Source organism: Streptomyces sp. NPDC048196, from assembly GCF_040652715.1.
Taxonomy (GTDB): Bacteria; Actinomycetota; Actinomycetes; order Streptomycetales; family Streptomycetaceae; genus Streptomyces; species Streptomyces siderophoricus.
This window is the reverse complement of the sequence record NZ_JBEZMM010000008.1, coordinates 64895-78277: the sequence shown is the minus strand read 5'-3', so window position 1 is coordinate 78277 and position 13383 is coordinate 64895. Positions and strand designations below refer to the sequence as shown.

At 73.4% G+C, this 13383-nt stretch carries 14 protein-coding genes and 1 pseudogene; 12 read left to right on the top strand and 3 right to left on the bottom strand.

The genetic code is table 11. The annotated features are described in order from the left end of the window. Positions 1–64: 64 nt before the first annotated feature. Positions 65–2029 carry an aconitate hydratase gene (locus AB0E02_RS12025; protein ID WP_362137908.1) on the top strand — a complete coding sequence of 655 codons (1965 nt, stop codon included), beginning with the start codon at positions 65–67 and terminating at the stop codon, positions 2027–2029. An 8-nt stretch (positions 2030–2037) separates the two neighbouring features. Here AB0E02_RS12025 and AB0E02_RS12020 read toward each other — a convergent pair whose 3' ends face one another. Continuing rightward, positions 2038–2355, bottom strand: a complete 318-nt coding sequence (locus AB0E02_RS12020; protein ID WP_362137907.1) for a DUF6343 family protein — start codon at positions 2353–2355, stop codon at positions 2038–2040. A gap of 322 nt (positions 2356–2677) precedes the next feature. Here AB0E02_RS12020 and AB0E02_RS12015 point away from each other — a divergent pair, with 322 nt between their 5' ends. From AB0E02_RS12015 to AB0E02_RS12005, 3 genes are all read left to right on the top strand, one after another. Continuing rightward, positions 2678–3469 carry a SigB/SigF/SigG family RNA polymerase sigma factor gene (locus tag AB0E02_RS12015; protein WP_362137906.1) on the top strand — a complete coding sequence of 264 codons (792 nt, stop codon included), beginning with the start codon at positions 2678–2680 and terminating at the stop codon, positions 3467–3469. 105 nt (positions 3470–3574) lie between these two features. Further along, entirely contained in the window at positions 3575–4003 is a 429-nt protein-coding gene (locus AB0E02_RS12010) for an SRPBCC family protein (RefSeq protein ID WP_362137905.1), read from the top strand. Between the two features lie 75 nt (positions 4004–4078). Next, positions 4079–5707: an NAD(P)/FAD-dependent oxidoreductase gene (locus AB0E02_RS12005; RefSeq protein ID WP_362137903.1), complete on the top strand. Its 1629-nt coding sequence runs from the start codon at positions 4079–4081 to the stop codon at positions 5705–5707. A 16-nt stretch (positions 5708–5723) separates the two neighbouring features. Here the strand turns inward: AB0E02_RS12005 and AB0E02_RS12000 are convergent, their stop codons facing one another. Next, a complete protein-coding gene (locus AB0E02_RS12000) occupies positions 5724–6626 on the bottom strand; it encodes a universal stress protein (protein WP_362137901.1) in 903 nt (300 codons plus the stop codon). Positions 6627–6705: 79 nt separating this feature from the next. Then, the gene (locus AB0E02_RS11995) at positions 6706–8850 is read right to left on the bottom strand and encodes a SpoIIE family protein phosphatase (RefSeq protein WP_362137899.1); all 2145 of its coding nucleotides are present in this window, start codon (positions 8848–8850) and stop codon (positions 6706–6708) included. Between the two features lie 264 nt (positions 8851–9114). Here AB0E02_RS11995 and AB0E02_RS11990 point away from each other — a divergent pair, with 264 nt between their 5' ends. The 8 genes and pseudogenes from AB0E02_RS11990 (at position 9115) to AB0E02_RS11955 (ending at position 13361) form a co-directional block, all read left to right on the top strand. Then, a complete protein-coding gene (locus AB0E02_RS11990; RefSeq protein ID WP_362137898.1) occupies positions 9115–9528 on the top strand; it encodes a gas vesicle protein in 414 nt (137 codons plus the stop codon). 89 nt (positions 9529–9617) lie between these two features. Then, complete coding sequence (locus tag AB0E02_RS11985; protein WP_030411251.1) at positions 9618–10052, top strand: gas vesicle structural protein GvpA; 435 nt, start codon at positions 9618–9620, stop codon at positions 10050–10052. A 3-nt stretch (positions 10053–10055) separates the two neighbouring features. After that, positions 10056–10769: a GvpL/GvpF family gas vesicle protein gene (locus AB0E02_RS11980; RefSeq protein WP_362137896.1), complete on the top strand. Its 714-nt coding sequence runs from the start codon at positions 10056–10058 to the stop codon at positions 10767–10769. Positions 10770–10838: 69 nt separating this feature from the next. After that, positions 10839–11090: a gas vesicle protein GvpG gene (locus tag AB0E02_RS11975; RefSeq protein WP_362137895.1), complete on the top strand. Its 252-nt coding sequence runs from the start codon at positions 10839–10841 to the stop codon at positions 11088–11090. A 72-nt stretch (positions 11091–11162) separates the two neighbouring features. After that, positions 11163–11456, top strand: a pseudogene (locus AB0E02_RS11970) (gas vesicle protein); the annotation flags it as partial. 407 nt (positions 11457–11863) lie between these two features. Continuing rightward, positions 11864–12667, top strand: coding sequence for a GvpL/GvpF family gas vesicle protein (locus tag AB0E02_RS11965; RefSeq protein ID WP_362137894.1), 804 nt, complete (start codon positions 11864–11866; stop codon positions 12665–12667). Further along, positions 12664–12948: a gas vesicle protein gene (locus AB0E02_RS11960; protein WP_362137893.1), complete on the top strand. Its 285-nt coding sequence runs from the start codon at positions 12664–12666 to the stop codon at positions 12946–12948. The genes AB0E02_RS11965 and AB0E02_RS11960 overlap by 4 nt, the downstream gene beginning before the upstream one ends. Continuing rightward, positions 12945–13361 carry a gas vesicle protein K gene (locus AB0E02_RS11955; protein WP_362137892.1) on the top strand — a complete coding sequence of 139 codons (417 nt, stop codon included), beginning with the start codon at positions 12945–12947 and terminating at the stop codon, positions 13359–13361. The genes AB0E02_RS11960 and AB0E02_RS11955 overlap by 4 nt, the downstream gene beginning before the upstream one ends. Positions 13362–13383: the final 22 nt, after the last annotated feature.

The window sequence follows — 13383 nt, the reverse complement described above, 5'->3', positions numbered from 1 at the left end:
TGGGCCGGTGGCCGACCGGCGGTACGGCAGGGCCGGCGCGGCGGAGGAGGGCTAACATGAACAAATGGGGCGTTCACAGGGGACCGTGACGCAGCGCTTGATCAGCGACCACCTGGTGTCCGGCCGGATGGAACCGGGCGAGGAGATCGCCCTGCGGGTGGACCAGACACTCACTCAGGACGCCACCGGCACGCTGGTGATGCAGGAGCTGGAGGCGCTGGCGCTGGAACGGGTCCGGACCGAGGTCAGCGTGCAGTACGTCGACCACAACATCCTGCAGGCCGACGAGCGCAACGCGGAGGACCACCTCTTCCTCCGCTCGGCCGCCCGCCGTTTCGGACTGTGGTTCTCCAAACCCGGCAACGGCGTCTCCCATCCGACGCATATGCAGCACTTCGGAATTCCCGGGAAAACCCTGGCGGGTTCGGATTCCCACACCTGCGCCGCCGGCTCCCTGGGAATGCTGGCGATCGGAACCGGCGGGCTGGAAGTGGCCCTCGCCATGGCCGGACGGCCGCTGCACCTCACCATGCCGGAGATCTGGGGAATCCGGCTGACCGGCGAACTCCCGCCGTGGGTGAGCGCCAAGGACATCATCCTGGAAATGCTGCGCCGCCACGGCGTCCAGGGCGGTGTCCACCGCATCCTGGAATACCACGGTCCCGGACTGGCCTCCCTCACCGCCATGGACCGGCACGTCATCGCCAATATGGGCGCGGAACTCGGCGCCACCACCACCGTTTTCCCCGCCGACGACGCCGTACGGGTATTCCTCGAAGCCGTCGGGCGGGGCACCGACTTCACCGAACTCGTCGCCGAAGGGGACGCTGCCTACGACGTGGCGGAGGAGATCGACCTGGCGTCGCTGGAACCGCTGATCGCCCGGCCCACCTCGCCGGGAAACGTCGTCCGCGTACGGGAGGCCGCCGGGGAGCCGGTCGGCCAGGTCGTCATCGGCTCGTCGGCGAACCCCGGATTCCGCGATTTCGCGGTGCCCGCCGCCATGGTGCAGGGACGGCAGACCGCCCCCGGAGTGAGTTTCGACATCAATCCCACCTCCCGGGAAATCCTCCAGGACCTGACCCGGTGCGGGGCCACCTTCGAACTGATCGCGGCCGGCGCCAGAATTCACCAGTCGGGCTGCCTCGGCTGCATCGGCATGGGGCAGGCGCCGGCCGCGGGCCGCAATTCGCTGCGCACCTTCCCGCGGAACTTCCCCGGCCGCTCCGGCACCGACGACGACGCGGTCTGGCTCTGCTCGCCGGAAACCGCCACCGCCTCCGCGCTCACCGGCACCATCACCGATCCCCGCGCATGGGCCGCCCGCTGCGCCGTGGACCACCCGGCCCCCGACGCCCCGGACCCGGTATCGGTCAACGACGCCATGCTGGAACCCCCGTTGCCACCGGACGAGGCGCTGCGGGTGGAGCTGGAACGCGGACCCAACATTTCCGCACTGCCCGAACTCGACCCGCTGCCGGACGAGATGGAACTCCCCGTTCTCCTCAAGGCCGGGGACGACGTCTCGACCGACGAAATCTCCCCGGCGGGCGCCAAGGCACTGCCCTACCGTTCCAACATCCCGAAACTCGCGGAATTCACCCTGACCCGGCTCGACCCCAACTATCCGCGGCGCGCGAAAGCGGCCCAGGAGGACGGCGGACACTTCATCGTCGCCGGGGCGAATTACGGGCAGGGTTCCTCACGGGAACACGCCGCCATCACTCCGCGCTATCTCGGCCTACGCACCGTCATCGCGAAGTCGTACGCCCGGATCCACTGGCAGAACCTCGCCAACTTCGGCGTGCTGGCCCTGGAATTCGACGATCCGGACGACTACGGGCGCATCGAGCCCGGGGACCGGCTGCGGCTCACCGGGCTGCACGAGGCGCTCGCGGAGCACGGCCCGCCGGCCCTCCGCGTCCGCAACACCACCCGCGACGAGGAGTATCCGGTCCATCACCGGCTCTCACCCGGCCGGCGCCAAGCGGTCCTGGCGGGCGGCATCATCCCGGCCCTGGCGCGCTGAGACCGGGCTCAGCGCGGGCCCGGACCGGTGGCCGGGCTCCGCTCGCGGCGGATGCGGCGCAGCAGGACGACCAGGTCCAGCGCGGCGAGGAGCACCAGCACCCCACAGACCACGGCCAGCGCCAACAGCGCGGTCGGGCCGGGGGAGTCCTGCGTGCCGGCTGTCGCCGACCACACCGCGAAACATGCCGTTCCGGCGCCGAAGACCACCACGGCGGCGGCCGACAGGACCATCCGGACCCGCAGCGGACTGCGGGCCGTGAGCGGCTCGGTGCCGCTGCGCCGGCGGCCTGGCGGCCCGGGCTCGTCCCAACGGTCCTCGGGCACGGTCGCGTCCCCTTCCGATCGGCCGACCCCGTGCCGGGAAATCCCCGGCACGGGGGCCGCTGAGCCGAGCCGTTCGCCACCGGGGGCACCGCGGCGGTTCCCTCACCCACCACCTGCGGACCCGGGGCGCGGCCCGCCCTCCCTTCCATTCTCCCACCCGGTGCTCCGGCACGGGCGGCGCGGCGGGGCCGCCCGGTCGTCTCGCGCGCATCCGCCCCTGGCCGCACAGTGGAAACGATGAGCTGGACGAGCAGCGGGCGGGCAGCCCGCGAGCAGGGGGAAAAGGCTGATCGGGAAGGCTGATCGGGAGGCGTGAGGCGCGATGACCAGCGGTGCCGGTTCCGGCCGGTACGCGCACCTGGACCCGGACACCGGGGCGGCCTTCGAGGAACTGGCCACGCTGGCCGACGGTGACCGCAAGGAGAGGCTGCGCGAGGAGATCCTGCGGGCCTGGCTGCCGATGGCCCACCGGCTGGCCCGCCGCTACACCGGCCGCGGTGAGAGCGACGAGGACCTGCGGCAGGTGGCCGCGCTCGGCCTGCTCAAGGCGATCGACGCGTTCGACCCGCGCGCGGACACCCCGTTCGGCGCGTTCGCGGTGCCCACCATCGTCGGCGAGCTCAAGCGGCACTTCCGCGACGCGATGTGGGCGGTGCACGTCCCACGCGGCGTCAAGGACCTGCGCACCAAGGTCTTCCACGCCCGGGAGGAACTGGCCGCGCGCGCCGGTCAGCAGGAGGTCACCGTCCGCGACCTGGCCGCCCACACCGGCCTGACCCAGGAAGAGGTCCTGCTCGGCCTCGACGCCGAGAACACCTTCACCGCGCTCTCCCTGGAACGGCCCCTGGGCGGCGACGGCTCCGACACGCTCGGCGAGCTCGTCGGGCAGGAGGACCCGGCCCTGGCCCTGGTCGACGACCGGGCGGCGGCCACCGTGGGCCTGCGCATGCTCCCCGAGCGTGAGCGGCGCATCCTCTACCTGCGCTACTTCATGGGCCTCACGCAGAAGGAAATAGGCGACCGGGTCGGCCTCTCCCAGATGCACATCTCCCGCCTCCTGCGCCGCTCCTGCGATTTCGTCCGCGAACAGACCTTCGCCGCGCCGCGGACGTAGGAAGACCGGTGCGCGCGGCACCCCTCGGCCGGGTCGCCGCCCCGCTCCGGGCGGGGCACCCTGGAAGCGTAATCGCGTGCCACGAGCCGAGCTGTGAGGTGCCCGATGAGCACTCTCGAAGAACACATAGACATCAGCGTTCCGCTCGATACGGCATGGCAATGCCTGCATCGGGCGGACGCGTATCCGCAGTTCCTGGACGGGGTGCGGGCCGCCCGTTCGGAGGGTGAGCGGACCCGTCTCGACGTCGAGGCGGGCGGCCGCACCCGGGAGTTCGAGATCACGATCACCGATCGGGGCGGGGAGAACGTGATGACGTGGCGGACCACGAGCGGACCCAGCCTCGGGGGCGCCTTCTCGCTGTTGTCCCTCGACGACGACCACACCCGCCTGCAGGCCCGCTTCGAGTACGAGCCGGGGACCATCACCGACGCCTTCGGCGGGCCCAAGGGCTTCGCCCAGGCCGCCGCCATCGAGCGGGGCCTGCGCAGCGACCTGCAGCAGTTCAAGGAGCTGGTGGAGCACGGCGGATGAGCCGCGCCGGTCCTTCCTGACGCGACAGGGGGCGGTGTCCTGACGCGAGGGGCGGTTTCCTGACGGGAGACGGCGATGCCGGACGCAGTGGTGATCGGTGCCGGGCCCAACGGGCTGGTCGCGGCGAACCTGCTGGCCGACGCCGGGTGGACGGTCGAGGTGCTGGAGGAGCAGGAGGAGCCGGGCGGCGCGGTCCGCAGTGACCGTGGCGTGCACGCCGACTACGTCAGCGACCTGTGCAGCTCCTTCTACCCGCTGGCCGCCGCCTCGCCGGTCCTCGCGCGCCTGGACCTGTACGAGCAGGGGCTGGTGTGGAGCCATGCGCCCCGGGTGCTGGCCCACCCGCTGACGGACGGCCGCTGCGCGGTGCTGGACCGTTCCCCCGGGGACACCGCGGCCGCACTGGAGGCCTTCGGCGCCGGCGACGGGGTCGCCTGGCAGGGGCTGTGCGGCATCTGGGACCGGATCGGCCCGGACCTGCTCCACGCCCTGTTCACCCCGTTCCCCCCGGTCCGGGCGACGGTCCGGCTGGCCGCCCGGCTCCGCGCCGCGGGCGGGCTGCGGCTGGCCCGGCGGCTGCTGCTGCCCGTACGGCGCCTGGGCGACGAGGAGTTCCAGGGCGAGGCCGGGCGGCTGCTGCTGGCGGGCAACGCGCTGCACGCCGACCTCGCCCCGGAAGCGGCGGGCAGCGGCGGGTTCGGCTGGCTGATGTCGATGCTGGCGCAGGCCTACGGCTTCCCCGTGCCGGCCGGCGGGGCGCAGGAGCTGACCTGGGCGCTGGTCCGGCGGCTGCAGCGGCGCGGCGGGGTGCTGCGCTGCGGGGAGCGGGTGGTCGGGATCGTGGTGCGCGCCGGACGCGCGGTGGCGGTGCGCACCGCGATCGGCGAGACCGTGCCGGCCCGCCGGGCGGTGCTGGCCGATGTGTCCGTCCCCGCGCTGTACGGCCGGCTGCTCGACCCGCACGAGCTGCCCGGTCGGCTGCTGGCGGACCTGCGGCGCTTCCAGTGGGACTTCGCCACGTTCAAGGTGGACTGGGCGCTGGGCGGTCCGGTGCCGTGGGCGGCCGAGGCGGCCGCCACCGCCGGCACGGTCCACCTCGCCGACGGGATGGACGAACTCACGCGGTTCGCCGCCCAGATCGCCATGGGACAGGTACCGGACCGGCCGTTCGCGCTGTTCGGGCAGATGACCACCGCGGACCCCACCCGCTCGCCGCCCGGCACCGAGTCGGCCTGGGCCTACACCCACGTACCGCAACGGGTCCGCGGGGACGCGGCGGAGCGGGGCGGGATCACCGGCGCCTGGGACCGCGGGGAGCAGGAGGCGATGGCGGACCGGGTGGAGGCGCAGGTCGAGCGGTTCGCCCCCGGTTTCCGGGCGCGGATCAAGGCCCGGCGCATCCTCGCCCCGCCCACCCTGGAGGCGCTGGACGCCAATCTGCACGGCGGCGCGATCAACGGCGGCACCACCGCCCTCCACCAGCAGCTGTTCTTCCGGCCGCTGCCGGGGCTGGGACGCCCCGAAACCCCCGTCGAGGGGCTCTACCTGGCCTCGGCCGGCGCGCATCCGGGCGGCGGGGTGCACGGCGCACCGGGGGCCAACGCGGCCCGGGCGGCCCTGCGCCGCGCGCCGGGCAGCCTGCTCCACCGCACCCAGCGCGCCCTGGGGCGGGGCGCCCCGCTCCGCGCCGGCACCTGGCCGTGACTCCCGGCGATGCGCCCTAGGACGCCTGGCGGTCGCCGTCCCGCCCCGGCACGACCAGGACGGGTGCGGCCGCGCGGTGCAGCACCTCGCCGCTCACCGACCCCAGCATCAGCCGGCGCAGGCCCCGGCGGCCGTGGGTGCCGACGACCACCAGGGCCGCGCCGCGGGACGCCTCGGTCAGCATCGCGGCCGGGCGGAGGCGTTCGACGCGGGCCTGCACCGTGACCTCGGGGAAACGGTCGAGGCGCTTGGCGGCCTCGGTACGGAGGATCTCCAGCGCGGCGGCGTCGAGCGCCTCGAAGTCCGGCGCCACCAGGCTGGGGCCGGTCGGCACCTCGCCGGGGTGAAAGGTGGCGTGCAGCAGCTGCAGGCTCGCCCCGCGCGCCGCCGCCTCCTCGTACGCCACGTCCAGCGCCCGCGCGCGCAGGTCGCCGAGGTCCACCCCGACCACCACCCGGTTGTCCGGGTCCGCGGAGGTCTCCCCGGGCCGTACGACGATGACCGGGCAGTCGGCGTGGGTGGCCACCTGCTGGCTCACCGACCCCAGCGACAGCCGCGGGAAGCCGCCGCTGCCGCGGTGGCCGAGGACGAGGAAAGCGGCCTCCGCGGAGCGCTCCAGCAGGACCGGCGCGGGCCGGCCGGGCACCGTCTCCGTGGTCACCGTGATGCCGGGGAACTCCACGCGGGCCAGCTCGGCGAGCCGTTCGGTGACGGCGGCCGCCGGCGCCGGCGGCCCGTGCCCCTCGCCGTCGCCGTCCCTCGTGGTACCGGCGGAATCCGGGTGGCCGGTGACATGGAGCAGATGCAGCGGGGTGTGGTGCAGCCCGGCCTGCCGCGCGGCGTGCCGGACCACCGTCCGTTGGTCGCTTCCTTCGTCAACACCGGCCAGGACCGGGCGGATCGGTGAGGCACCGGACATCGGAGTCACTCCTGTTCGGGTCGGGCACGCCGGGGCCGGGCGACCCCGGGGGAAGGGCGGCTACCCCGCGGCGGAGCGGTCAAGCGGGCCTGTCCGGTCCGATCGTGTCCGGGGCCAGCAGCATGAGCGCCACGTCGTCCTGGCGGTCCGCCCCGGAGTACCGGTTCTCCAGCAGGACGTCCGCGAGGGCGTCGGGCTGCCGGGGCGGTGCCGCGCTCAGCCGGCCGGCCAGCTCGGCGACCGCACGGCCCAGGTCGACCCCCGGCTGCTCCACCAGGCCGTCGGTGTAGAGCGCCAGTACGGAGTCCGGCGGCAGGTCGATCTCGGTGGCCTCGTACCGGGCGTCGGGGTCGATGCCCAGCAGCAGCCCGTGCGGCACGTCCAGCACCCGGGTGTGCCGGTCGGGGTGGCGGAGCAGCGGCGGCGGGTGGCCGGCACTGGCCAGACAGGCCCGGCCGGAGCGCAGGTTGATGTGGACGTACAGGCAGCTGGTGAACAGGTCGGGGTCCAGGTCGGTCAGCAGCCGGTTCGTCCGGGCCAGCACCTCGCCCGGGGAGGCGCCCGCCGTCGCATGGGCGTGCACGGCGGTGCGGGCCTGCCCCATCAGGGCGGCCGCCGCCGCGTTGTGGCCCTGGACGTCACCGATGACCGCGGCCACGCTGTCCTCGTCCAGGCGGATCAGGTCGTAGAAGTCGCCCCCGATGTCCATTCCGCGGGTCGACGGCAGATAGCGGGCGGCGACCGCGAGGCCGGGCACCGACGGCAGACCGTGTGGCAGCAGCCCGGCCTGCAGGTCGTGGGCCAGCTGCTGTTTGGCGTCGTACAGCCGGGCCCGGTCCAGCGCCTGGGCGATCAGTCCGGCCAGCGAGGTGAGGACCTGGTGCTCGTCCACGCTGAAGGTGCGGGGGTGGTCGTAGGAGAGGATGCAGCAGCCGACCGGGCGGCCGGAGACGATCAGCGGCAGCACGGCCCGGGCCGCCTTGCCGGTCAGCTGCGGCAGCCCCGGGTAGTCGCGTTCCATCTGCTCGGGCGTGGTGTAGAAGCTGGGCTCCCCGGTGGACAGGGCGTGCACGGCCGGGCTCTTCGCGGCACCCAGCGCGAGCCCCTCGAAGGCGGCGATGGCCTCGGCGGGGTAACCACGGTGGCCGATGGTCCGCAGCCGGCCGGCTTCCGCCGCGTACATCAGCATGCCCTGGGCCCCGAAGGCCGGCACGATCTGGTCGGCGACGAGGTCGACGACGTCCTGGACGCCCACCGCCTCGGTGAGCGCGGCCGCCAGGTGCAGCACGTGGTAGATCTGGCCGGCCCGGGGCGGCACCGCCTCTCCCGGTGCGGGCACCGGCAACGGGCCGTACTCCTTGCCGGCCGGGACCTCCGAGGGCGCGATCCACACACTCAGGCCGCGGCCGTCCGGGAACAGCCGGAAGGTGAGCCACCGGTCGGGCGGGCGGAAGGCGACGAAGGACATCGGCTGACGGCTGATCACCGCGGCGCGGTACCGGTCCTCGAACACCGGGTCGCGCAGCCAGGGCAGCGCCTCCCAGGGGCGCGCCCCGAGCAGCCGGTCCGGCCCGGCGCCCAGCAGTTCCGCGGCGCCGGTCGTGATCAGGGTGAGGGAGCCGTCCAGGTCGAGCGCGCAGGCGCCGCCCGGCAGGCGTTCGGCGAAATCGACCGCGGCCAGCGCCTCCTCGGGGCCGACGGTCCGGGCCGCCGGCGGGGTCAGCACCCGCGGCTCGACCGGCCGCGGCGGGTCTTTGTCGGGCCGCGGGGGGTACCCCGCCAGCACCGCTGCGAGCTGCCGGCAGCCGTTCTCGACGCGTTCCCGCTCGTCCGCCGACAGGTGCGGCGGATGATCCGCCGGCCACAGCAGCAGCAGCGCGCCCCGGCCCCCGTCCGCGTCCCGGTCGCCGATCGGCGCCGCGGCCAGCGCGAAGTCGTACGGCACGGCCACCGCCGTACGGGGGAAGTCACGGACCAGCTGCTGACGGCTGCCCGCCCACACCAGGTGCCGCCGGCGCACGGCGACCGCGACCGGGATGGGGGCCGCCAGCGCCACCCGGCTCCACGGCTCCAGGACCGGCGCGGGCACCCCGCTCATGACGGTCAGCTGCAGCACCGGCTCGTCGTCCGCCAGCACGTACACACCGCCGGCCGACGCCCCGGCGTCCAGCATCGTCCGGAGCAGTGCCCGGTCCAGCGGGTCGGTCCCGGTCCCGCCGCTCATCTCGCACCTTCGCACCGCTGTCGTCGTGACATCTGCGACCCGCTCCGGCCCGCCGTCGGTCCGGAACAGTGCCGACGTTACGCCGACGGCCGGACCACGGCATGCGAGCGGCCGCCGGCGCCCGGGTGCCGGCGGGGCGGGCGTGGGGCCAGTCGGCTGCGGGCCGTCTGGCTCGCGATATAGGACAAACCGCCGTATATCATGTAATGGCGCCTCTTGAACCTGGCGCGGGCAGCATGTCACCTCCGAATCCTGAGAGGAAACATGGCCGCAGACGAAGAGGACGAGGAAGCACCGGAGCAGCGCCCGAGCCGCGAGAAGACGGCCGGGAAAGGCAGCGATGCACCTTCCGGCAGCCGGAAAACGGACCGGGAAACGGATGAGAGTGGAACGGAGAGTGGAACGGAGCGCGCCGCCCGCCGCGTTTCCGCGCCGCGGGCGATGCGCTACGCGGCCGAGCAACTCCAGGAGCTTCTGGGCCGGGCCCCCGAGTCCGTCTCCGCGGTCCAACCGACGGAGGACGGCTGGATGGCCGACGTGGAAGTCCTGGAACTCGAACGCGTCCCCACGACGAGCAGCGTGATGGCGAGCTACCGGGTGACGCTCGACGAAGAGGGCGAGCTGATGTCCTACGAGCGCACCCGCCGCTACACCAAAGGTCAGATCGGCCAGAGCTAGGCCGGGTGACGCCCGACATCACCGTTCGCCAAGTGAACGACACGGCCACTTCGAAGGAATCCGGAGTGCGCCGGTGAAAGGGAGGCACCGTGAGTGTAGTGCCGCAAGGAGGAGGAGCCGTTGCGACGGGTGGCGGACAGGCCACCGGCAACCTCTACGACGTCGTGGAACTGCTCCTGGACCGTGGTCTGGTCATCGACGTCTTCGCACGCGTCTCGCTGGTGGGCCTGGAGATCCTCAAGGTCGACGCCCGCATCGTCGTGGCCAGCGTGGACACCTACCTGCGCTTCGCCGAGGCCTGCAACCGCCTCGACCTGGAGTCCGGCCGCAAGGCCCCCTCCAAGCTGACGGACGTCGTCGGCGAGGTCACCGAGGGCGGCGCGCGAGGCAAGACCAAGGGGGCCCTGAGCGGTGTCGCGGAGTCCGTGGCGGACGCTCTCAAGGCCGGCGTCCAGGAGTCCGAGGAACGGCACAAGGAGCCCGCGGCCAAGCGCGAGCGACCGGTGAGGCACCGAAAGGACTGAGCCATGCCCGTCTACGTCTACGCGATCGTCTCCCGCAGCCATCCGCAGAAGCTGGACGGTTTGCACGGAGTGGGCGACCCGCCGTCAGAATTGCGCACGGTGGTCGGCGAGGAGCTGACCGCGGTGGTCAGTGATGCCCCCGAAGAGCTACGGCCCAAGCGCCGCGACCTCGCCGCCCATCAGGCCGTGCAGGAACGGCTGATGGCCGACGGCACGGCCCTGCCGCTGCAGTTCGGCTTCACGGCCGACGACGAGGACGCGGTGCGGACCGTGCTGGAGGAACGCGCGGAGGAGTACGCCGAGCGGCTGCAGGCGCTGAAGGGCTGTGTCGAGTACCACCTCAAGGCCGCCCAGAGCGAGGACGCGATGCTGCGCCAGATCCTCACCGAATCGGACCAGGCGCGCCGGATGAACGAGGAGGTCAGAACCGGCCGGGCCGGCCCGGACCTGCCGCTCGCGCTCGGTGAACTGGTCTCGAAGGAGGTCGACGCGCGCAAGGAACGGCTGGCCGCAGCGGTCTCCGAGGCGCTGAGCGGGTTCGCCCGCGAGGAAAGCACCTACAAGGCGGCCGGGGACGATTTCCTCAGCGTGTCCTTCCTCGTCGACCGGGACCAGGAGGAACGCCTGCGTACCGCGGTGCAGAAGATCGCCGACGAACTGGGCGAGGACTTCGACCTGCGGCTGCGCGGTCCGCTCCCGGTCTACAGTTTCGTCTGATCCGTCCGGCCCGGCCGGTCGTCCGGTTCTTCCGGACGTCCGGTCCGCGGCCTCGTCCAGGGAGTTCCCATGGGTCTGCTGGGACAGATCGTCACCCTTCCGGTCGCTCCGGTGCGCGGCATCGTCTGGGTCATGGAGAAGGTGGTCGAGGCCGCCGAGAACGAGTACTACGACCCCGCTCCGGTGGAGAAACAACTCGCGGCCCTGGAACGGCAGTTGCTGGCCGGGGAGATCGACGAGGAGACGTTCGACCGGCGGGAGGACGAACTGCTGGACCGGCTGGAGGAGATCCGGGCCCATATCCGGGGCGCCGGCGGCTGAGCCGGGGCGCCCGGCCGCCGGATCGGCGGGGAATCGAGGTGCAGGTCCGTGAGTGAACCCCTTTCCAGGAGGCTGGGTGACCATCCGTCCAGGGCCGCCCCGTCCGGCGGCCAGGGCACCTCGGCCAACCTCGCCGACATCCTGGAACGCGTCCTGGAAAAGGGCCTCGTCATCGCCGGTGACATCCAGATCAACCTGCTCGACATCGAGCTGCTCACCATCAAGCTGCGGCTGCTGATCGCGTCGGTGGACAAGGCGAAGGAGATGGGCATCGACTGGTGGGAGCACGACCCCGCACTGTCCTCCCGGGCCTCCGACGGCTACCGCTCGCTCGCCGAGGAGAACCGGCGGCTGCGGGCCGAACTCGCCGCGGCGCGCGACCGGCCCGCGAACGACGAACTGCCGCCGGGCGACACGGCGGAGCAGCCCGGCGAAGCTGCGGCGGGCGAGGAGGCCGAGAACGTCCGGGCGAACGAGCGGGCCGCGGTGACCAGGCAGGCCGGGCAGGCCAAGCGGGTCAAGGCGGCCGAGCCGGCCGAGCCGGCCGAGCCCTCCGAGCCGGCCGAGCCCTCCGAGCCGGCCGAGCCCTCCGAGCCGGCCGAGCCGGCCGAGCCGGCCCCGCCCAAGGACCGTCCGGCCAACCGCGGACGGCGCAGCGTGAGCGGCAACCCGGGCACCTCGGGCACCTCGGGCACCTCGGGCCGGGCCCGCACCTCCGGCACCGCACGCAAGCGGGCCGAACCGCGCCCCCGGGGCAAGAAGCGGGACGAGCCATGACCGAGCTCATCAGCTACGCCTACGCGGTCGCGCGGGACGCCGACGGATCCCTGGAAGCGGAGCTGTCCGGGCTCCCCGGGGTGGCCGACGCACCGGTGCGCCTGGTGCGTACCGGCGACGACGGCGATGTGGTCGTCGCCGTCAGCGCGGTGCCCGCGGCGGACTTCGACGAGCGCGCACTCCGTTCCCACCTGGAGGACCTGGACTGGCTGGAGGCGGTCGCCCGCGCCCACCACCGGGTGATCGAGGCGCTGGCCGCCCGCAGCACCGTGCTGCCGCTGCGGCTGGCCACCGTCTACGTCGACGACGAGAGCGTCCGGCTGATGCTGGCGGACCGCCGGCGGGCGTTCGCCGACCGGCTCACCGAGCTGGCCGCACAGACCGAGTGGGGGGTCAAGATCTACGTCGAGGCCGCCGAGGCCCCCGAGGAGCCGTCCGCCGACCAGGACGTGAGCCCGGGGCGGGCCTACCTCAGCCGGCGCAGGGCCCAGCGCCACGCCCGCCAGGACGCCTACCGGCACGCCGAAGAGGCGGCCCGGCGGGTCGAGGAGACGGCCCGCACCTACGCCGTCGACCAGGTCCGGCACCGGGCACAACAGGGCGAACTGGCCCAGGGCCCGGGCGAGAACGTCGTCAACGACGCCTACCTCGTGCCGCAGCAGGACGCCGAGGACTTCCGCGCCGACGTCCTCCGGGCCGGTGACGGCTTCCCCGGTGTCCGCGTGGAGGTCACCGGGCCCTGGGCGCCCTACTCCTTCGCGGTCCCCGAGCCCGAACCCGTGCGGAGAGCCGCGCCGTGAGGCCCGTGGGCGGGGCGCCGGCCAGGTCGGACGAGCCGCTGCCGAACCAGCAGGTCGCGCTGATCGACCTGCTGGACCGGCTGCTCAGCGGCGGTGTGGTGCTCACCGGCGACGTGGTGCTCTCCATCGCCGACATCGACCTCGTCCGCATCACGCTGCGCGCGCTGGTCGTCTCCATCAGCGCCGCGAACCCCTCCCCGTGGCCGTCGCGCGAGGAACTGGCGCAGCGGGGCGAGTTGCCGTATCTGGAGGAGCCGATGCTCCCGGAGAACGGACCATGACACCTGACGCCCGGTGGCCGGCCGGCGCCCGCTTCGACGAGGTCGCGGACGCGGCGGCGCGCGCCTTCCGCCTGCTGCCCGCGGCACCGGAGGACGATGTGCTGCGCACGCCGGGCGGTCCGTCGCACCGGCCCGCCCACCGGATCGCCACCGATCCCGACACCGTGGAACGCGACCTCATGAAGCTCGTCCTCACCCTCGTCGAGCTGCTGCGGCAACTCATGGAGCGCCAGGCCCTGCACCGGGTCGACGCCGGGGACCTGACCGAGGAGCAGGAGGAACGGCTGGGCGAGACGCTGATGATCCTGCACAGCCGGATGGTGGACCTCTGCGCCCGGTACGACCTGTCGCTGGAAGACCTCAATCTGGACCTCGGCCCCCTCGGGACCTTGCTGCCACCGGCACCGTCCTGACCGGAGCCGTCCCGGACCGCAC